18 protein-coding genes and 1 tRNA gene are annotated in these 18,319 nt (G+C 62.6%); 11 read left to right on the plus strand and 8 right to left on the minus strand.

Annotated elements, in window-relative coordinates; genetic code table 11:
- Positions 1-11: 11 nt before the first annotated feature.
- Together ACTNFJ_RS11965 and ACTNFJ_RS11970 are read left to right on the plus strand one after the other, a co-directional pair.
- Positions 12-665, plus strand: coding sequence for a helix-turn-helix domain-containing protein (locus ACTNFJ_RS11965; RefSeq protein ID WP_363566988.1), 654 nt, complete (start codon positions 12-14; stop codon positions 663-665).
- A complete protein-coding gene (locus tag ACTNFJ_RS11970) occupies positions 662-1,927 on the plus strand; it encodes a tyrosine-type recombinase/integrase (RefSeq protein ID WP_363566990.1) in 1,266 nt (421 codons plus the stop codon). Before ACTNFJ_RS11965 ends, ACTNFJ_RS11970 begins: the two co-directional genes overlap by 4 nt.
- 79 nt (positions 1,928-2,006) lie before the next feature.
- On the opposite strand, the gene ACTNFJ_RS11975 is transcribed toward ACTNFJ_RS11970, so the two are convergent.
- Both ACTNFJ_RS11975 and ACTNFJ_RS11980 read right to left on the minus strand, forming a co-directional pair.
- A tRNA-Leu gene (locus ACTNFJ_RS11975) sits at positions 2,007-2,089 on the minus strand.
- Between the two features lie 97 nt (positions 2,090-2,186).
- Positions 2,187-3,230: a GGDEF domain-containing protein gene (locus ACTNFJ_RS11980; protein WP_435906889.1), complete on the minus strand. Its 1,044-nt coding sequence runs from the start codon at positions 3,228-3,230 to the stop codon at positions 2,187-2,189.
- Between the two features lie 237 nt (positions 3,231-3,467).
- On the opposite strand from ACTNFJ_RS11980, the gene ACTNFJ_RS11985 reads away from it, so the two are divergent.
- Genes ACTNFJ_RS11985 through ACTNFJ_RS11995 form a run of 3 tightly spaced genes read left to right on the plus strand, consistent with a single transcriptional unit; the run spans position 3,468 to position 6,192 of the window.
- Positions 3,468-4,352, plus strand: coding sequence for an ABC transporter substrate-binding protein (locus ACTNFJ_RS11985; protein ID WP_435906888.1), 885 nt, complete (start codon positions 3,468-3,470; stop codon positions 4,350-4,352).
- Between the two features lie 20 nt (positions 4,353-4,372).
- A complete protein-coding gene (locus tag ACTNFJ_RS11990) occupies positions 4,373-5,419 on the plus strand; it encodes an amino acid ABC transporter permease (RefSeq protein ID WP_435906887.1) in 1,047 nt (348 codons plus the stop codon).
- Positions 5,416-6,192 carry an amino acid ABC transporter ATP-binding protein gene (locus ACTNFJ_RS11995; RefSeq protein ID WP_435906886.1) on the plus strand — a complete coding sequence of 259 codons (777 nt, stop codon included), beginning with the start codon at positions 5,416-5,418 and terminating at the stop codon, positions 6,190-6,192. Before ACTNFJ_RS11990 ends, ACTNFJ_RS11995 begins: the two co-directional genes overlap by 4 nt.
- A 77-nt stretch (positions 6,193-6,269) precedes the next feature.
- Here ACTNFJ_RS11995 and ACTNFJ_RS12000 read toward each other — a convergent pair whose 3' ends face one another.
- Positions 6,270-6,806 carry a GNAT family N-acetyltransferase gene (locus tag ACTNFJ_RS12000; RefSeq protein WP_435906885.1) on the minus strand — a complete coding sequence of 179 codons (537 nt, stop codon included), beginning with the start codon at positions 6,804-6,806 and terminating at the stop codon, positions 6,270-6,272.
- Positions 6,803-7,201, minus strand: a complete 399-nt coding sequence (gene tagD / locus ACTNFJ_RS12005; protein ID WP_435906900.1) for a glycerol-3-phosphate cytidylyltransferase — start codon at positions 7,199-7,201, stop codon at positions 6,803-6,805. Before tagD ends, ACTNFJ_RS12000 begins: the two co-directional genes overlap by 4 nt.
- Positions 7,202-7,368: 167 nt before the next feature.
- Here tagD and ACTNFJ_RS12010 point away from each other — a divergent pair, with 167 nt between their 5' ends.
- The 3 genes from ACTNFJ_RS12010 to ACTNFJ_RS12020 all read left to right on the plus strand — a co-directional run bounded on the left by ACTNFJ_RS12010 (position 7,369) and on the right by ACTNFJ_RS12020 (position 8,685).
- Entirely contained in the window at positions 7,369-7,548 is a 180-nt protein-coding gene (locus ACTNFJ_RS12010) for a hypothetical protein (RefSeq protein WP_435906884.1), read from the plus strand.
- A gap of 9 nt (positions 7,549-7,557) precedes the next feature.
- A complete protein-coding gene (locus ACTNFJ_RS12015) occupies positions 7,558-7,995 on the plus strand; it encodes an acyl-CoA thioesterase (protein ID WP_435906883.1) in 438 nt (145 codons plus the stop codon).
- Between the two features lie 114 nt (positions 7,996-8,109).
- Positions 8,110-8,685 carry an HdeD family acid-resistance protein gene (locus ACTNFJ_RS12020; protein WP_435906882.1) on the plus strand — a complete coding sequence of 192 codons (576 nt, stop codon included), beginning with the start codon at positions 8,110-8,112 and terminating at the stop codon, positions 8,683-8,685.
- Positions 8,686-8,742: 57 nt separating this feature from the next.
- Here ACTNFJ_RS12020 and ACTNFJ_RS12025 read toward each other — a convergent pair whose 3' ends face one another.
- The 3 genes from ACTNFJ_RS12025 to ACTNFJ_RS12035 are packed head-to-tail and all read right to left on the minus strand — an operon-like array spanning position 8,743 to position 10,768.
- Positions 8,743-9,201 carry a GNAT family N-acetyltransferase gene (locus ACTNFJ_RS12025; protein WP_435906881.1) on the minus strand — a complete coding sequence of 153 codons (459 nt, stop codon included), beginning with the start codon at positions 9,199-9,201 and terminating at the stop codon, positions 8,743-8,745.
- Positions 9,198-9,488 (minus strand): cupin domain-containing protein, encoded by a 291-nt coding sequence (locus ACTNFJ_RS12030; protein ID WP_435906880.1) that lies wholly within the window; start codon positions 9,486-9,488, stop codon positions 9,198-9,200. The genes ACTNFJ_RS12025 and ACTNFJ_RS12030 overlap by 4 nt, the downstream gene beginning before the upstream one ends.
- Before the next feature lie 59 nt (positions 9,489-9,547).
- Complete coding sequence (locus ACTNFJ_RS12035; protein ID WP_435906879.1) at positions 9,548-10,768, minus strand: PucR family transcriptional regulator; 1,221 nt, start codon at positions 10,766-10,768, stop codon at positions 9,548-9,550.
- Positions 10,769-10,941: 173 nt separating this feature from the next.
- Here ACTNFJ_RS12035 and ACTNFJ_RS12040 point away from each other — a divergent pair, with 173 nt between their 5' ends.
- The 3 genes from ACTNFJ_RS12040 (at position 10,942) to ACTNFJ_RS12050 (ending at position 16,690) form a co-directional block, all read left to right on the plus strand.
- Positions 10,942-12,981, plus strand: a complete 2,040-nt coding sequence (locus tag ACTNFJ_RS12040; protein WP_435906878.1) for a hydantoinase/oxoprolinase family protein — start codon at positions 10,942-10,944, stop codon at positions 12,979-12,981.
- A complete protein-coding gene (locus ACTNFJ_RS12045) occupies positions 12,981-14,969 on the plus strand; it encodes a hydantoinase B/oxoprolinase family protein (protein WP_435906877.1) in 1,989 nt (662 codons plus the stop codon). Before ACTNFJ_RS12040 ends, ACTNFJ_RS12045 begins: the two co-directional genes overlap by 1 nt.
- A gap of 323 nt (positions 14,970-15,292) precedes the next feature.
- Entirely contained in the window at positions 15,293-16,690 is a 1,398-nt protein-coding gene (locus ACTNFJ_RS12050; protein ID WP_435906876.1) for a purine-cytosine permease family protein, read from the plus strand.
- Positions 16,691-16,779: 89 nt separating this feature from the next.
- Here the strand turns inward: ACTNFJ_RS12050 and ACTNFJ_RS12055 are convergent, their stop codons facing one another.
- Entirely contained in the window at positions 16,780-18,246 is a 1,467-nt protein-coding gene (locus tag ACTNFJ_RS12055; RefSeq protein ID WP_435906875.1) for a PucR family transcriptional regulator, read from the minus strand.
- Between the last annotated feature and the right edge of the window lie 73 nt (positions 18,247-18,319).

The following is an 18,319-nucleotide window of genomic DNA, read 5'->3' on the forward strand; positions in this document are numbered from 1 at the left end:
AGATTTCTTCTATGGAAACAGAACGGATGCGGGGCAACCCCGCAGGCATCACGAACACACACGTCGCCACCAACATCCGCACCGCCCGGCAGGCGATCGGCATGGACTTGCGCACCCTCTCCGACGGAATCGCCGCCACCGGGCGAAAGCTCTCCTCGTCGGGGATCAGCAAACTCGAAGCCGGAGACCGCCGCGTCGACGTGGACGACCTCACCGTCATCGCCTACCTGCTGCGCACCACCCCGGCCGCGCTCCTGACCCCGCCGGATGAGCAGACGACCCTCACCGGCGTACCCGACGACTACGAGCCGGAAGAGATCGACCGATGGATGCGCGGGGAACTCGTACTCACCGACGAGGGCCTGTTCAACTACTGGCAGCAGGAATGGGTCATCTGCACCGACCGCATCCACGCCCTCGAAACCACGCTCGCGGGCATGACCGCACCGAGCCCGGACGATCCCGAGAAGCCGCAAGCGCACCCCAAGACCATCGCCGCCTATCAAGAGCGCTTGGAGACAGCGCGGGCACGAGCGCGCGTGATCCGGGAACGCGGCGTGCAGCTCGATCCCGAGGGGCGCGTGTTCAACGCCGCCGACTACATCGACAACTACGCCCAGACCCACCAGCCCGGCACGACGACGGCAAGGAGCACACGGTCATGACCACAAAGAAGCAGCCCGACCAGCAGCGCGGTGGGGGTGAGAAGCAGCAGCGTCGCTCGCGTTCCCGGCAGCCCGGCTCGATCCAGGGCTACGACACGGATAAGGGGAAGCGGTGGCGGTTCCAGATCTACGTCTTGAAAGACCCTGAGTATCCCGAGATGGGATCGCGGCGTCTGACCCGTTCCGGGTTCACCAGCACCGACGAGGCCAACGACGCCTTGCAGGAAGCGCTCAAGCAGCGCAAGCAGAACGAGAAGTTCGGCAACAAGGTGCCCACCCTCGGCACCTACGCGGATGAGTGGGCGGCGGGGTTGAAGCTCGCGGCGTCCACGATCAAGGGGTACAAGAAGATCATCCGCAACCACATCCGCCCGCAGCTCGGCAGCATCCGGCTCGACAAGCTCACCGCCACGAGGATCGCCCGCCACTACCGCGACTTGGAGAAGTCGGGGCGTAAGGACACCTACGGCAAGGGTAAGCCGCTGTCAGCCAACAGCGTGCACAAAGTGCATGTCGTGCTCGGGGCGATCCTCGACGCGGCGATAGACGATGGGCATCTGACGGTGAACCCGGCGAAGAAGAAGCGCACCGTGAAAGCACCGACGACGAGCGAGGTGCGAGCGCAGAAGCCCGAGATCGTCACCTGGACAAGCGAACAGCTCGCCCTGTTCCTCACCTGGAACGAGGACGAGCTGAAAGACGAGCTGTTCCCCATGTGGCGACTCATCGCCTACACCGGCATGCGCCGAAGCGAAGCCCTCGCCTTGAAGTGGAGCGATATCAACACGAAGCGGATGACGGTCAGCATCCGCCGAGCGGTCGATACCGACGACTGGACGAAGACGAAACCGCCCAAGACCGGCAATGCTCGGGTGATCGACGTGGACGAGGACACTTTGAAAGTGCTCGCCTCTTACAAGGTCGCCCGCGCGGAACTCTCGTTCACGCTCGCCAAGGCCGACGCCTACGTGTTCGGAGACGACGACGGAAAGCTCCGGTCGCCCGACGCGATGACGAGCCGTTGGGATCGCCGCATGAACTGGCTCACCAAGAAGTACGACACCATGCACCGGGTCACGATCAAGGGGCTGCGTCACACCCACGCGACCCTACTGCTCGAACTCGGCGAGCATCCCAAGGTCGTTCAGGAGCGGTTAGGTCACTCAACGATCACGACGACGATGAACATCTACTCCCACGTCACTCCGACCATGCAACGGTCGGCCGTGACCCGCTTCGCCGCCCACCTCGGCAAGGCTTAGCACTTTTTCTAGCACTTCTGACGAAAATGACCCCCAACCCGAGAGATAAAATCCCAGGTCAGAGGCCATTTTCCATTCGTGCGCGAGGGGGGACTTGAACCCCCACGCCCTTGCGGGCACTGGCACCTGAAGCCAGCGCGTCTGCCATTCCGCCACTCGCGCGAGTCGTCATCCGGCACAATTCGGCCAGACAACTAGATCAGCTTAGCAAGTGGCGGCACTCAGCACCAAAACCGGTGCCACTGATCTACCTGGAGACTCACCATTTGCCGACAATGTCACTCCACATGCACTGCGTGGCCCTGTTCTTGCCGCTTCGCTTCGCTGCATACATCGCCTGATCGGCGGCGGCGATGAAGTCGCGCGCAAGCGGCGCTCCCTCGCCCGGACGCGGCGCCCAAAGCACCGCGCCGATGCTCGCCGAGAGCGGCCGATCGCCGATAAGCTCACGCAACGGCAGACGAGCTTGCTCCAGGATCCGCTCGGTGAGTGCCCGCAACTCGGAATCGTCGGTCGGGCCCAAGGCAAGACCGAATTCATCACCGCCGAGGCGACTTACGATTCCACCATCCGGGCACACGCTCTGGATCCGGCGTCCGAAGATCCGCAGTAGTTCGTCGCCCACCGCGTGCCCGCACTCCTGATTGATCGAACGAAACCCGTCGAGGTCGAGATAGATCACGGCGCACGGTTTCTCCGACCGTGTCGCAGCGAGCAGCATCCGCCCCAGCTGCTCCTCGAGGAGAGCCTGATTCGCGAGGCCAGTGAGCGGGTCGTGGAGTGCTTGGTGTCGCAGCCGTTCCTGCAGATCATGAAGTTGATCGTTGGCGCGGTCCGCACTGCGACGCGCCTCGATGAGTTCGCGTTCGAAGCGGCCCCGCTCGGTGGCATCGATGAGCGCGACGTGCACCAGCATCTGGCCGCTCTCGTCGGCAACGAGGTCGGCGTTCAAGATGATCGGCGCGAGATCGCCGCTCATGGTCTTGCCGTCGATGACAATCTCACGAAACTGCTGCTCGCTGAGTGCTGGTGTCGACAGCAAAGCCACGCAACGCTCCCGAGACTCGGCCGACAACCAACCGAGAGCGTTCTCGCCAATTAAGGCGCCCGGTGCCTCGTCTGGCGCCCACCCTCGCCAGAGGGCGAGCATGTCGTTATGGGCGATCACCTTTCCCTGCAGGTCGATCGTCATCAGGCCAACGGGCGCGCGACGTAATAGCTCGGCCTGTGCTGCTTCAGAAGTGCGATCTTGGGCGGACCGGGCCCCGGCCGATATCTGGGTCTCGATCGTGTCCCCACTCATTACACGTATCTCCCCAATTTTTTCCGCAAACACTCAATTTTAGGTGCTCACAGCGCGATCCTTTGACCAGGGTCTACAGCCTCAGAACGGTGGATCCCGCGAACGTCTCGGAATGATCCCAAAAATGGGCTGAAACCCCGCCGCGGGGCGGCCGCGCGGTAGGCTCCAAATGTGATGCGGGCCAGACCCGCTCAACCAGAAATGGTTAGTTTCATCTATAGAGAAGGATATGGATCGATGAAGATTCGATTTGTACTGCCCGCACTCGCCGCAGCTGCCGCGCTTGCGCTCACCGGGTGCACAAACACCGAAGGTGACACCACCGCCAGCGTTGATGCGAGTGGAATCCAGCCCGATGAGGCTGCGGTAGCGCTGCTCCCTGACGAGGTCAAGGAATCGGGGGTGCTCGTCATGGGCACCGATGCCGAGTACCCGCCGAACGAGTACAAGGACTCTTCGGGCAACCCGGTGGGCTGGGGCATCGAGCTCGCCGAGGCCATCGCCGCGAAGCTGGGCCTTGAACCCGAGTGGGAGATTCTTCCCTTCGACAGCATCCTTCCCCGCATTGAGGAAGATGCGCTGCAGGTCGGCGCATCTTCGTTCACCGACAACCTTGAGCGTCAGAAGACGGTTGATTTCGTGAACTACCTGAATGCAGGTAGCCAGTGGGCCGCTCCGGTTGGTTCCGATGTGGATCCTGAAGATGCGTGCGGCCTCACCGTGGCCGTGCAGTCCGGCACGATTCAGCACACCGACGAGCTGCCCGCGCGGAACGACGAGTGTGTCGCGGCAGGCAAGGAAGCGATCGCTATCCTCCCGTTCGACGGGCAGCCCGAAGTGACGAACGCCGTGGTCAACGGCCAGGCAGACGCATTCTCTGCCGATTCTCCGGTCACCGGCGCCGCGGTAACCGAGCTCGAGGGTGAGCTCGAACTCGTCGGCGACCTCTTCGATGCGGCTCCCTATGGTTTTGCGACCATGAAGGGCAGCGATATGACCATGGCGGTGCAGGCTGCGCTGCAGTCGCTCATCGATGACGGCACCTACCTCGAGATCCTTGAGGCCGCGGGCATTGCCCCGGGTGCTGTGGAATCGGCCACGATCAACGCCGGTACCGAGTAGTCGAAGCGGATTCGCGAGTCATGTCTGACACGCAGCCCCCGGCCGCGGGGCCTCGCGCCCCGCGGCCCGATAGCCACGCGGTACCGGAGGAGATACAAGCGATCAAACTCCGGCACCCGTGGCGTGCGGTATTTGCTACCGTGCTCTTGCTGTTGGTTGTGCTGTTCATCGTCGATGCCGCGTTCAACCGCCCCGTCTACTCGTGGGATGAAGTAGGAAAGTACCTCTTCGACACGCGCGTCATTGAGGCGATCGGCTACACGTTGCAGCTCACGGTGTACTCGATGATCATTGCGGTCATTCTCGGGGTCACCCTGGCGATCATGCGGCTCTCGCCTAACCCGGTCTTCCGTTCGGTGGCGTGGGCCTATCTGTGGATTTTTCGCGGCACCCCGGTGTACGTGCAACTGGTGTTTTGGGGCCTCATCGGCGTCATCTACAAAAGCATCGACATCGGCATTCCGTTCACCGAGCCCTGGCTCTCGTTTCGAACGCAGGATCTGCTGAGCTACTTCGTGCTTGCGATCATCGGCCTCGCCCTGAACGAGGCTGCCTATATGGCTGAGATCGTACGCGCTGGCCTGCTCTCGGTCGATAAAGGCCAGGAAGAGGCTGCGACTGCACTCGGACTGGGGTGGGGGCACACCATGACACGGGTGATCCTGCCCCAGGCGATGCGCGTGATCATCCCGCCAACCGGCAACGAGGTCATTTCGATGCTGAAGACGACCTCGCTCGTCACGGCCGTGCCGTTCACGCTCGAGCTCTACACGCGCACACGCGACATCGCCTCGGTGACCTACAAGCCGGTGCCGATGCTTATCGTGGCCTCGATCTGGTACCTCGTGGTGACCTCGATCCTGATGGTCGGCCAGTACTACCTTGAACGGCACTTCGCGAAGGGAGTCGACGCGCGGCCCGACACGCCAAAGATTTCGCTGGAGACCGGCACCATCGATGTGGCATCCGGTACGGGCAGACGCGCCGCCGAGCCTGGCGTGGCCGGAGACGAGAGCGCACCCCCCGACCTCCCGGCACCCCCCGCACTTGGAGGTGATGGACGATGAGTGGATCCACCGATACGCCGATGGTGTTAGCCGAAGCCGTCTCGAAATCGTTTGGTTCGAACGAGGTGCTGAAGAGCATCTCACTCGAGGTGAACCGGGGCGAGGTGCTATGTCTCGTGGGCCCGTCAGGCTCGGGCAAATCCACGTTCTTGCGCTGCATCAATCACCTGGAGACGATCAACGCTGGCCGCCTGTGGGTCGACGGCGAGCTGGTTGGCTACCGTCAGCAGGGCGACAAGATCTACGAGCTGAATCCTCGGGAAGCGTCGAAGCAGCGCCGGGACATTGGCATGGTGTTTCAGCGCTTCAACCTCTTTCCGCACATGACTGCGCTCGAAAACGTCATGGCTGCGCCGATGCTGCTGAAGAAGGGCAGCAAGGCAAAGCTGAAGACGAAGGCAATGGAATTGCTCGCGCGCGTGGGCCTGGCGGAGCGGCACGACTACTACCCGGCACACCTGTCGGGTGGGCAGCAGCAACGCGTGGCGATCGCTCGGGCGCTTGCGATGGAGCCGAAGTTGATGCTGTTTGACGAGCCGACTTCCGCGCTCGACCCTGAGCTCGTCGGCGAGGTGCTCGACGTGATGAAGGGGCTTGCTGAGAGCGGAATGACGATGATCGTCGTGACGCACGAGATGGGCTTCGCGCGCGAGGTAGCCGACACGCTGGCCTTCATGGATGGTGGCGTGGTGGTGGAATCAGGGGATCCCGCAGCGATGCTGGCGAACCCGCAGCGCGAACGCACGAAGGCCTTCCTCTCGAAGGTGCTGTAGCCCACGGCGCCTGCCCACAGAAGTGAATCGGCCCCGCAACCTCGGTGACAGGTGCGGGGCCGATTTCGTGCACGAGGCTAGCCGCGCGGGGGGAGAGGCGGCCCGTCGGGGAAGTCGCTGCGGGTGAGATCCATGAACAGCGCCGCTTCCAGGTGCCCCTCGGGGCGCACCTGGTAATCGCGGAGCACCCCAATGCGTTGGAAGCCGAGCCGCTCATAACTGCGGATCGCGCCCTCATTGTTGATGTTCGGGTCGAGGGTGACGCGGGTGATTCCCTCGCTGAACTCGTGACGAATGGCCAGTGCGACCGCCTCTTCGCCGATGCGACGCCCGCGGAATGCGGTGCCGAGGAAGATGTGCATCACGGTCGTAGGGTACTCGGGATCCTCCCCGCGCAGCACGAACATCGCGCCAGCGGTCTGCCCCTCCACCTCGATAATGCGCGCGGTGTCGGGGTGGGCGAGGAACTCCTCGCGGATCCGCTCGGGGGTGTAGCCCACCCACCACACCGCGACCTCGGGCTCGAGGAGGATCGAGGCCAGCGGATCCACATCCTGTTCATTGGGGTCACGCAGGGTGACGAGGGGACCGCGCAGGGTTGGCTGGGTGCTCATGCGTTAATTCCTAGGTCGCGTTTGATTTTGGTGGTCGAGATGCCCTCGGTGCGGTCGAGATACACGACGTCGCAGTAATCGGTGAGAACCTCGAAACGCGGGTCGCCCTCCCAGTCACCGCCCATCACGACGACGTCGATCTCGTAGCGTTTGACGTCGCTAATTTTCTGATCCCAAGAGTCTTCGGGAATCACGAGGTCGACGTAACGCACCGCTTCGAGCATCTTCTTGCGGGTATCGAAGTCGTGGTAGGTCTTCTTCCCCTTGCCTTCGTTGAACGACTCGGTCGAGAGCGCCACGACGAGGTAGTCACCTTGAGCGCGGGCGCGCTGCAGCAGGCGAATGTGCCCCCAGTGCAGGAGGTCGTAGGTGCCGTAGGTGAGCACGCGCTTCATTCGGCGGTCTCCATTCGTCATGTGGTGGCCAGGGTCGGCCTGTGATCCACTATCTTTCTGAGGATAGTGCAGTGGCCGGTGGCCAGCATGGGTGCGCCCCTGGTTGCTGCGGGCGTACGCTGGAGAGAGGGCCCGAGCGCCGCGGCCCGTGATGACAAGGAGCCACCATGAACGAGAACAACGCCCCCGGCACGCAGGATCACGAGTCTGACCCGGCGCGCACTCCCGATGACGGATGGGGCGAGGAGGGCGGAGCGTCACATCTTGGGCCCGCCACGCATATTCAGTCGGGGCAGCCGAAGGACGAGCATGATGCAGACGAGGCTGAATCTGACGAAGAGGAGTAGGCCCGTCGGATGAACGAATTTCGTCACATCGTTCGCAAGTGGGTCAAGCCGGAAGACCTGAATCAGCACGGCGCGCTGTTTGGTGGCCGCCTGCTGCAATGGGTTGACGAGGAGGCCGCGATTGTGGCGGTCACCCAGCTGGGGTCGATCGATGTAGTAACCCGGCACTTCTCGGCACTCGATTTTGTGGCGAGGGCGGATCGCGGTGACCTGCTCGAGCTCGAGTACCGGGTGTTGAAGTTTGGCCGCACCTCGCTCACCATCAGCTGCCGGGTTGAAAACGCAGTGACCGGGCAGGAAGTGCTCACGCTCGAAGAAATCGTGTTTGTTGCGGTGGATGCCGAGGGGCGGCCCCAGGCGCACGGATACAGTGACACGACCCTGGGTACCGAGCGCATCCGCGGGCTGGGGCACTCGAATGCAGTCGAGGGGCGAAATCGGGGGTGAACTTGCCGCGCTCCCGGCTCGGGGTACCGCTCAGGGGATATCAGGGTGCATCATGAATCAGGCGCCCCAGCGGGTCGCTAATATTCCTGAGTTCGTCACGTGAAAGGCACCCCTATGGCTGGCCCCTCTACCCTCAACACCGAGAATCGCGCGGTCGACGCGATCCGCACCATGCTGGGAGTCGGCGGACTCGTCGCGCTGATCGTCGGCATTCTCATCCTCGTGAACCCGGTGAAGTCGGGCGCAGTCATGATGCAGATCGTGTCTGTCATCGTCGCGCTGTACGCGGCTGGCGTAGGCGTGGTGTACCTCGGGTCGGCGCTCTTCTCGAAGTCGATGAAGGGTTGGCCCCGAACCGGCAACGTTGTGCTCGGACTGCTCTACATCGTCGGCGCGGTCATTATTTTTGCGAACCTTGCTGCGACCGCCGCGGTACTCACCGCATTCCTGTCAATCATGATCGGTGTGCTGTGGATCATCGAGGGCATCTTCTCGTTCACCACCCTCAAGCAGTCGGGCCACCGCGTGCTCACGATCATCTACGGCATCATCAGCGTGGTCGCGGGCCTCGTTCTCATCCTGTCGCCGCTGCTTGGCGCGATCACGCTGTGGCTGCTGCTCGGGATCTCGATGATCGTGATGGGCGCGGTACAGATCGTGCGGGCGTTCGTCTTCAAGCCCGCGCTATAAGTCGCACGTGGACGGGGTTGCGCCGAGGTCGAATTCCTCGGCGCAACCCCGTCGAAGTTACCCCGCGGGTGCCGGGCTCAGGTCATAGGTGACCCAGGGGGTCTCGCGCGCAACCCGATCGTAGAGGCTTCGCGCCGTCTCGTTGTCGCCAGCGGTGATCCACCGCACCACCGTCGCCTGCTCGTCGCGAGCGATCTCGGCGAGGCGAACGAGCAGGGCGGAACCGACCCCTTGGCCGCGCGTCGAGGCAGCAGTGAACAGGTCATCAAGGAAGATGCCCGTTGCCCCCACAATCGGGCGAGCAAACCTGCGGTAGTGGGCGAGGCCGACGATCTTTCCGTCGGCCTCGGCGACCAAGCCGCGTGTCTCATGCTGCGGATCTATCAGCCATCCCCATACTGTTTCGAACACCCGGGGGTCGTGGGGCATCGCGTAGAAATCTCGGTAGCCGCGGTAGAGAGTTGCCCATGTCTCGCGGTCTGCGGCGGCGACGGGCCGCACAACGACGCCGGTCACGACAGCTTTTCGATCTCGACGAACACGACCGGCGACGCGGAGGTGCGGTTCTCAACCTGGTGCTCGGATCCAGCGGGCCTGGTGTAGCTGACGCCTGCGGTGAGTTCAGCCACGATTTCGCTGCCATCGGCGTTGGTTACGTGCATGGTGTCGGTGACCATCGGCACCACGACGTACTCGTGCTCGTGCACGTGCATGGGGATCACGCCTCCCGGGTCGATCGTCCACTTCGTGACGCGGAAGTGTTCGTTCTCAATCTGGGTTTCGCTGTGCGCTCCGGTGGTCATGTCATCTCCTTCTCTGGACTAACGGTGGTGGGTCAGCCGCAGTGGCTGTTCGGGACAGCCTAGTTGGGGTCGGTATCGCTGCCTCGAATTGCACGCAGTTGAGTTGCGGCAATCTCGGGACGCAGGCTGAGCACAAGGTTGGCCAAAGCAGGGGCAGACGTAATGGGCATCCCCATCGCTTCTTCGACCTTTCCGAGCCGATATCGGACCGTGTTGGGATGCACGAAGAGGGCATCGGCCGTGCGACCGATGTGCTGGTCGGAGGCAAGGTAAGTGACGAGTGTCTCACGCAGTCCGGGATCGCGCAGGGGCGCGAGCGTCGCTGCAATGCGGGTCTTGAGTTGTTTGGGATCGACGTGAGAGAGGAGCCAGGTCGCGAGGTCGATCCGGTCAGTCCAAATGGGCCCGATGACCGCCGGATCGCGAGCGGCCGCCGCCCATTGTTTTCCAATGTCGAGCGCCGTTTCCGCCTCTCGAACTCCCTCGGGAACTCGGCCCAGTGAGTCGAACGGGCCTGACGCACCGACCAAGTAGCGGCGAGACACCGCCTGGAGCCACGCTTCACCGCTGGCAGAATCGGGAACGAGTGCCGCGATCGTGGCTGGCGCCTCTCGGTCGGCTCGATGCAACATGATGAGGAGCGGGGTGGCTGTGGACCGGGCCTGCGAGACCAATTGGGTGACCTGGGACTCCCGCGCCGATTCCCCATCAAATGGGGCGAGTTCTACCGATCGCACCGGTGCGTAAGCGGGAAAATCAAACTGCGTCATGCGGCTCCAGAACCGATGCTCACGAGACGGCAGAATTCCGTCATGCAGTGAGGCAATGAGTTGTTCGTTGTCGCGCCGATCCCTGCGAATCGCGCCGTACTGAATGCCGTGCACCGCGCCGAGCAGACGCTCAGACGTGTCAAGAATCAGCTCACCAAGTTGCTCGAGCGTTTCAAGCCCGCGACTTGCAATCGCGATGACGTGGATCCCATCGCGCAGCGCCACGCGACGACTGAGCACGTGCCAGCGACCGATTTCCAGAGCGAGATCGCTTTGATTGGTGGCCGCAATCTCATTCCAAATGAGTTGGGCAGGAGCAACTCCGGTGCTTGCGACGATCTTGCCGTCAACATCGTAAATGATGGCGGTGCCGTGGCAGAGCACACCGATGCGGCTCGCGAGCGTATGCACTGGTTCCGTTGAGGAAATCGCGGTGAGCAGGGTGTTGGTGATCTCGATGGTGTCGCGGAGACGGTCAAGCTCAGAGCGTTGGCCTGACGAAGTTGTCACGAGAATCTTCCTGGAATTGTGTTAACTGGATGTTTCGAGAGTTGATTATTGCCCAATTTTGTGGAATTTACAACAGGGTCCCCCTAATGCTTCGGATTCTCTAATGACCCCCGCCGGTGATCAGACGAAGGTTGAGTTCACCCGAGCTCAACGTTGAACTTCTGGAGGAGCCAATGAGCACAGTCCGTGTAGCAGTCGATGTCGGTGGAACATTCACCGATGTCTGCATTTTTGATGACGAGACCAAACAGATGCGCGTCACCAAGGTGCCATCCACCCCCCACGACCCGATGATCGCGGTGATGAATGGCGTGGAACGCGGTGAGATCGACCTGAGCAACGTTTCGCTCTTCTCCCACGGCACCACCGTGGCGACGAACGCATTGATCACCCGGAACTTTCCGGCCGCGGCCCTCGTGACCACCCGCGGATTCCGGGACGTGCTCGAGATCCGCGACGGCACCAAAGATGACCTCTGGGACGCGTATAACGACGTGTCGGCGCCATACATTCGCAGGCGCGATCGCTTCGAGGTCACCGAGCGTGTGGACTACTCGGGGAACACCCTCACTGCACTCGATGAGACCGAGGCCCGAGAGCTCGCCGAGCTGCTGAAGCGTCGCGGGGTGAGCACCATTGCAGTGTGCTTCCTGAATTCTTACGCCAATCCGGCGCACGAAACCCGGATGCGCGAGATTCTCGAAGAGGTCATTCCTGAGGCCACGGTCTCAACCTCTGCCGAGATCCTGCCCGAGATTTTCGAATACCCCAGGTTCAACACTGCGGTCGCAAACGCGGTCTTGGCGCCCCTCGTTTCGGGCTACGTGAATCGGCTCTCGGATCAGTTGCGCGAAGGCGGCTACCAGGGTGACCTGTTGCTGCTGCACTCGGGGGGCGGATCCATGACCCCTCGACTCGTCGAGAAGTTCCCTGTGCGGCTCGCCGCGTCAGGCATCGCCGCCGGTGCGATTTCGGCGAAACACATCGCGCAGCAGTGTGGATACGACAACGCCGTGAGTCTGGACATGGGCGGCACCTCGACCGACATCGCTCTCGTTGCTGACGGGGAACTGCGCATTACCCAGGAGTGGCAGGTGGAGTACGGCCACCCCATCATCTTCCCCTCGATCGAAGTGCTCACGATCGGTGCCGGTGGCGGATCGCTTGCGCACATTGACATTGCCGGCTCTCTCCGCAACGGCCCGCAGTCGGCTGGCGCCGATCCCGGACCGGCCTGCTACGACACGGGCGGCGATCAGGCCACGAACACCGACGCGAACGTCGTGCTTGGTCGCTTGGGGTCGTCGCTCGCCGGTGGGGTCAAGCAACTTGAGAAGTCTCTGGCCCAGCGGGCCGTTCGTCGAGTCATTGCCGAGCCCCTCGGCATGGGTCTTGAGGAAGCGGCTCAGGCAATCATCTCTGTGGCAAACGCGAACATGGCCGACGCGGTGCGGCTGGTGTCGATCCGCCGCGGTTACGACCCCCGAGATTTCGCCCTGCTGGCCTTCGGCGGTGCGGGTGCTCTGCACGGGGCCGATGTCGCCCGTGAACTTGGGATCCCCACCGTGGTCGTGCCGCCGAACCCCGGCGTGACCTCGGCAATGGGGTGTCTGCTCGTCGACATCCGGCACGATTTGGCTCAGATGTACACCGGGTTGGCTGCGGCGGCCGACGAAGACAGCATCGAGGAAGCGTTCGTCGCTCTCGAGACTGAAGCCTCGGCACGCCTGCGACACGAGGGTGTCTCCGACGAAAATGCCATGTTGCAGCGCAAGATCTCGATGCGTTACTCGGGGCAATGGCGCTCACTCCAGGTGCCCATGGGCAGTGGGCCCGGCGCGCTTGAGCAGGCCGTCCGCACCTTCCATGAGGAGTACGAGCGAGAGTTCTCATTCCGACAGGACGGCGCCCCGGTCGAGGTCTACCAACTGCACCTTGCCGCAGTCGGCAAGACACCGAAGCCTGCGTTCCGACCGGCTGAGGTTATTCCGCAGCCACCGGGGAGCCCCGCCGAACGTCGTCCGGTGTACTTCGGCGGCCACGGGTGGCTCGATACTCCCGTCTACGACCGGGAAGAGCTCGCCGCTGGCACCTATTTCCACGGCCCGGCAATTGTTAACCAGCTCGATTCCACAACCGTTGTTCCCCCGCACACCCGGGCAGAGATCGACGAGTGGCTGAATATTCGCATCCACCTTGAGGAGGCCAACTAATGAGTGAAGTACTGACCCGCTCGCCGGAAACTGCCCGGGAATCTACCCTCGATCCGGTGACGTTCGAAGTGCTGAAGAACGCCTTCGCCACCAGCGTCGACCTGATGAGCGAGCAGATTCTGCGCACCTGCTACTCCTTCGTGATCTACTCTCGCGACTTCTCGTCGGCGCTGTGCGACGCGACCGGCAACACGGTGATGCAGGGCTCCGGGGATATTGCCGTGCACGTGGGCACGCTCCACTTTCAGTGCAAGGCGGTTATCGAGGAATTCGGTGACGATATCCATCCCGGCGACGTTTTCGCCATCAACGATCCGTACCGTGGAGGTACGCACTTCAACGACGTGTCGTTTATTCGGCCGGTGTTCTCAAAGGGTCGCATCATCGCCTTCGCCCAGAACAAGGGGCACTGGGCAGACATCGGTGGCCGGGTGCCGGGTTCCTTCGATGTCGAGGCGGTCGAGCACTTCGGCGAGGGCCTGCGCATTACCCCGGTGCGAATCTGGTCCAAGGGTGTCTTCTTGCACGACGTGGCCCAGCTACTCGTTTCGAACACTCGTGCTCCTGAACAGGCAATGGGAGATCTGCACGCCCAGTCGGAAGCCACCGCGGTCTGCGAGCGAGAAATCCAGCGGCTCGTCGCCCGGTACGGCACCGAAACCGTTGAGGCGGCGATGCAGGAGACGCAAGACTACGTCGAGCGCACCGTCCGGCGACGCCTGGAAGGGCTGCCGAATGGAACGTGGGAAACGGTCGACTATCTCGACCTCGACCCCGGTGCACCCGAGAGTCTCGTGCCGGTGAGAATCAAGATGACCCTCGAGGGCAGCGGGATTCACTATGACATCAAGGGTGGCCCGGCGATTAAGACGTTCCTAAACTCGGGATACGGTACGACCTTCTCGGCAATCTACGCGGGAACGAAGACCTTCTTCCCCGATGTCCCGCTGAACTCGGGCTTCTACGCAGCGGTCACGGCCGACATTGGGCCCGAAGGCACGGTCGTCAACGCCGGTTGGCCCTACGCGGTGACCGGCACCGTGTCTGGCCCTTACGAGAAGCTGATGAACGGCATCTTCGAGTTGTGGTCGCAGATCATGCCCGAGCGCGCGATGGCCTGCGCATTCAACCTTGAGTATCTGCTCGTCGGCGGCCGAGACGCCCGTACTGATTCGAAGCCGTACTTCATGTGGTACGACTGGATGGCTGGCGGGTGGGGCGGCCGAGTGAGCAAGGATGGCTCGAGCGCGACGGCACCTGTCTTCGGCGTGGGGCTTGCGGTGCAGCCGTGTGAAGGGCAGGAGCGCCTGTCCCCGGTGATCACCACCATGCATCAGATCGGCACCGACTCGGGCGGGCCCGGAAAGTTCCGTGGAGGCTGCGGGATCGAGAAGGGCGGCATTCTCACCGACGCCGAGCAGACAGTGATGAGCTACTGCTGCGACCGTGCCCGGTCAATTACCTGGGGTATCGAGGGAGGACTGCCGTCCATTCCGAACGGCGTGTGGATGAACAAGGACACGGAGAACGAGCGGTTCCTCGGATCCATCTTCTCGTCGGTTCCCGTTGGGCCGGGCGACACGTTCTATCGCCCGTCTGCTGGCGGTGGCGGGTTTGGCGACCCCCTCGAGCGGTCCCCTGAGGAGGTGCTCGAGGATGTGATCGACGACTACGTCTCGATTGGTCGCGCCTCTGAGGATTACGGAGTGGTGATTCGGGAGATCGATCCAGATCTTGATCAGTACGAGATCGACCAGGATGCCACGCGCGCGAAGCGAGCGTGGATCCGCGAGAATCGGGCGTCGTGGCTGCTCACGGACCCGACCGAAGTCGCCCAGAAGTACCGTTCAGGCGAGATGGGTGTGCTGGATGTCATTCGACGCCACGGCGTGATCCTCGACTGGGGCACCGGCGAGCTGTTCGAGGAGACCACGCGTCAGCATCGCGAGCAAATGCAGCGGCGCTCGGCAGACCACTGGGACGCCTAAGTCGCTCGTCCGAGCATACGACTGACCGTGTAAGCGGGGTGGGTTGCCAGCACAGGTAACCCACCCTAAAGACATAGATTTGTGCAACTGACAGAATTTTGGCCGCTCATTCCGGCTGCTGCCCAGTACTTCTCGGCGGATCCACTGACAACAATGAGATGGCTACACGGAACACCGGAGGGTATCCCGGGGTTCTGCACCAGCTTCGCCGCGGCCCCGGCCGATGACGAATTCCCCCGCTGCTCGGCCTCGTTCACGCACTGATGCGTGCGCATGTGTCGAATTCCGCAGCACCTACTGGAAAACCAATGGAGGTACAGACAGTGAGTCTCAACCTAACCGGGAGCAACGACGACGTCGAAGCGACCGATGCTCTGGCTCGAGAGGGCAACGACAGCGACCAGATGAGTCGCGGCTCTCTCTCGATGGCTTGGTACGGCGTCGCGAGCGCCATGTTCTACGTGTATGTGGGTGCGGCGTTCGCTGTTGCCTACGGCACGGCGAACGCGCTGATCGGCCTGGTGTTGACGATCATCGTGTACGGCGTCATCAACGCCGTGCTTTCGAAGTACGCAATCAACAATCGCACCACGGTTGCGCAGTTCTCGCGCACCATCCTGGGCACGGCCGGCTCCTCGATCGCGACAATTATCTTCGCGCTCATCGCGATCTACTACGCAGTGTTCGAGGGCTCGATCGTCGCGTACGCATTCATGACTGCGTTTGGCGGCGAGATGTGGATGTGGAGCCTCATTGTTGTGGCCTACTCCACCCCGCTCATTATTGGCGGTGTGCGTCGCTTCCTCGACAAGCTCAATGGATGGCTGCTTCCGATCTACTTCTTCGGCCTCGTCGCCGCCATCATCTGGGCCGGCGTGCAGTATGGCTTCAGCGACACCTGGCTCACTCAGGCACCTGAGTTGCCAGTGCCGTTTGCCATGGGTGGCCCGGGTTGGCTCGCCACATTCGCCGGATACATGGGCATGTGGATCCTCATGATGTTCACCATGGACTTCGCGGCTCTCGGCAAGCGCAAGGACACGAAGTTCCATCAGTGGATCACCTTCGGGCCGGTCTTCTACGTGCTCGCCTTCGGCTTCTCCGCTGTCGCAGGCATCTTCCTGACCTTCACCATCCCGGGTCTGGAAGCGTCGGAAACTGGCATCGCTGGTGGCCTCGTCACCATGATGGGGCTGCTCGGCCTGCTCGTGGTCTGGACTTCTCAGACGCGAATCAACACCGCGAACTACTACCTCGGTGCCTCAAACCTCAAGGCTTTTGCCGAGCGTGTGTTCCGCGTCAAGCTGCCAAACCTGTTCTGGGTGCTGCTCTCGTCGGTGATTATCTTCCTGCTCATGCTGCTCCCGATCGTGCAGTACCTGCTGATCGCGCTGGCGTGGCAGGGTGTGCTCGTTACCGCTTGGGTGTCCATCGCGCTGACGCACGTATTGCTGAGCCGCGGAGGTGGCCAAGAACACTCCGCTATTGGCGACCAGCACTATCGACCGTTCAACTCAAACGGTCTGATCGCGTGGGTCGTGGCTACCGTCATCGGCGTCATCATGTTGCAGCTCGGGCAGTTCAATCCCGATCTCGCGGGCATCGGCTCAACCTGGGGTCCGATCCTCACGGTTGTCGCTGCTGCGCTCGTGTACGGGATCCTCTGGAAAGCACGGCCGACCAGTCGTACCGGCCTTATCAAGGTAGTGGGAACCCGCTAGTTTGACACCGTTTCGGCGGCGTGCCTCGTGTGTTTCACGAGGTGCGTCGCCGATTGGTGTTTCCAGGCCTGTAGGTGAGCCCCGTCAGGCTAGTACGGCTCGAGCTCGACAAGCCGGAGCGCCATGAGGCAGGTAGCCCGGCCATCGAGGGTGTCGAGCGAGATGCCCAGAAGGTCTTCAATGCGGCGGAGCCGGTAGCTGAGCGAATTGCGGTGAATGAAGAGCTCCTCGCAGGTGCGCGAGGGCTGTGCATCATTGCGCAGCCAGATCCTGAGTGTCGGCAGCAACTCGGTGGTGCGCTGTTGATCGTGTTCAACGAGCGGCGAAAGGAAGCGTTCAGCCGACTCACGCGCCCCGCGTCCCGCCGCCGCCGCCACCACCGCGCTCAGCCCCAGCGCTGGCGCGCGCACGGGAGCTGTGACGTGCCGCACGAGGTCGAGCGCGTGCACGAGCGCGATGCGAAGCTCATCAATGGTGCGAGCGGGCCCGTGCAGCACCAGGGGCAGTTCGGGTCCGATCCCCAGTAAGCGTGTCGAGATCTCGGCGAATTCTTCCCGCGGGAACTGCGCCAACGCGATGAGATTGTCGTCGAGTTCCGCTACGCGAACGTCGTGAAAACTGTCGTGCAGTGCGACGCGCAGCTTCCACCCGGCAGCGGCGTGCTCGCCACTCATGTCGGCAACGAGCAGGGTGGTGTCGGTGCGGCGGCTCAGCCCGAGCTCCTGGAAGGCGTTTGCGACGTCGCTCCGAGTTGACTCGGACCAGGCGACGCAACGATTCACAAATCGCAGCATGTCTTGATGGCTGCTGGCATCGACCACGACGGAGCGGTTGAGCTGGAGCGCGAGGATCGATGTCACGGACGCCAGCAGAGACTCGACGTCACCCGGAGTGCCGTACAGTCTGACCGCCAACTGGCATGGATTGCTGAGGCCCATGGGGAGTGGGACGGTCAGTACGTCGGGCTGGGCCGCGCGTGCGGCTCCGGTACGCCACGTCACCGCCTCCGGGTACTGCGCGATCAAGGAGTCGAATGCGTCATAGACGGCAATTGGCCGTTCCAAGGCCGCGTAGATGGTTGCAAGCAGCGTCGAAACCTCCGCGCCCTGACTCGCCAGCCGCGCGCAATCATCGGCAAGAGACCAACCGCGATCGATCACGGCGATGCGCTCTGCCTGCAGCATGCCTTCCACGTGCTGATCGATCTTGAGGAGTGGCACGGTGGTCGGCACCTCGAGTAACGGTACGTCGTGCCGGGCACAGGCTTCGACCAGGCCACGGGGCAGGGTGCGGTGAGCGGTTCCGATGGCGAAGGCCACCGCCGCAACGGGCACGCGGGAAAGGCGCTCCACATAGCCATCCCAGATGCTCTGTTCCGTGAAATTCATTCCGATTCCGGAGGTGAGGAGCAGGACGTTGGGGTCGAGGAACGGGGTCGGGTCGAGATGTTCGGTCGGAGCGCAGCGAAGGATCTCCCGGCCCAATCGCTCGGAACCACTGGGCGTCTCCAGCCGGAGCTGGAGGGAGTGCTCTGTGAGCAGATCTGCGACACGCATCAACTCGCCTCTCTCGCATTTGCACAATCACACCAGATTCTTTCTTGCATATGCATAGTAACGTGGCGCGGGA

The sequence above is a fragment of the Leucobacter shiyiweii genome, assembly GCF_052446065.1.
Lineage (GTDB): Bacteria > Actinomycetota > Actinomycetes > Actinomycetales > Microbacteriaceae > Leucobacter.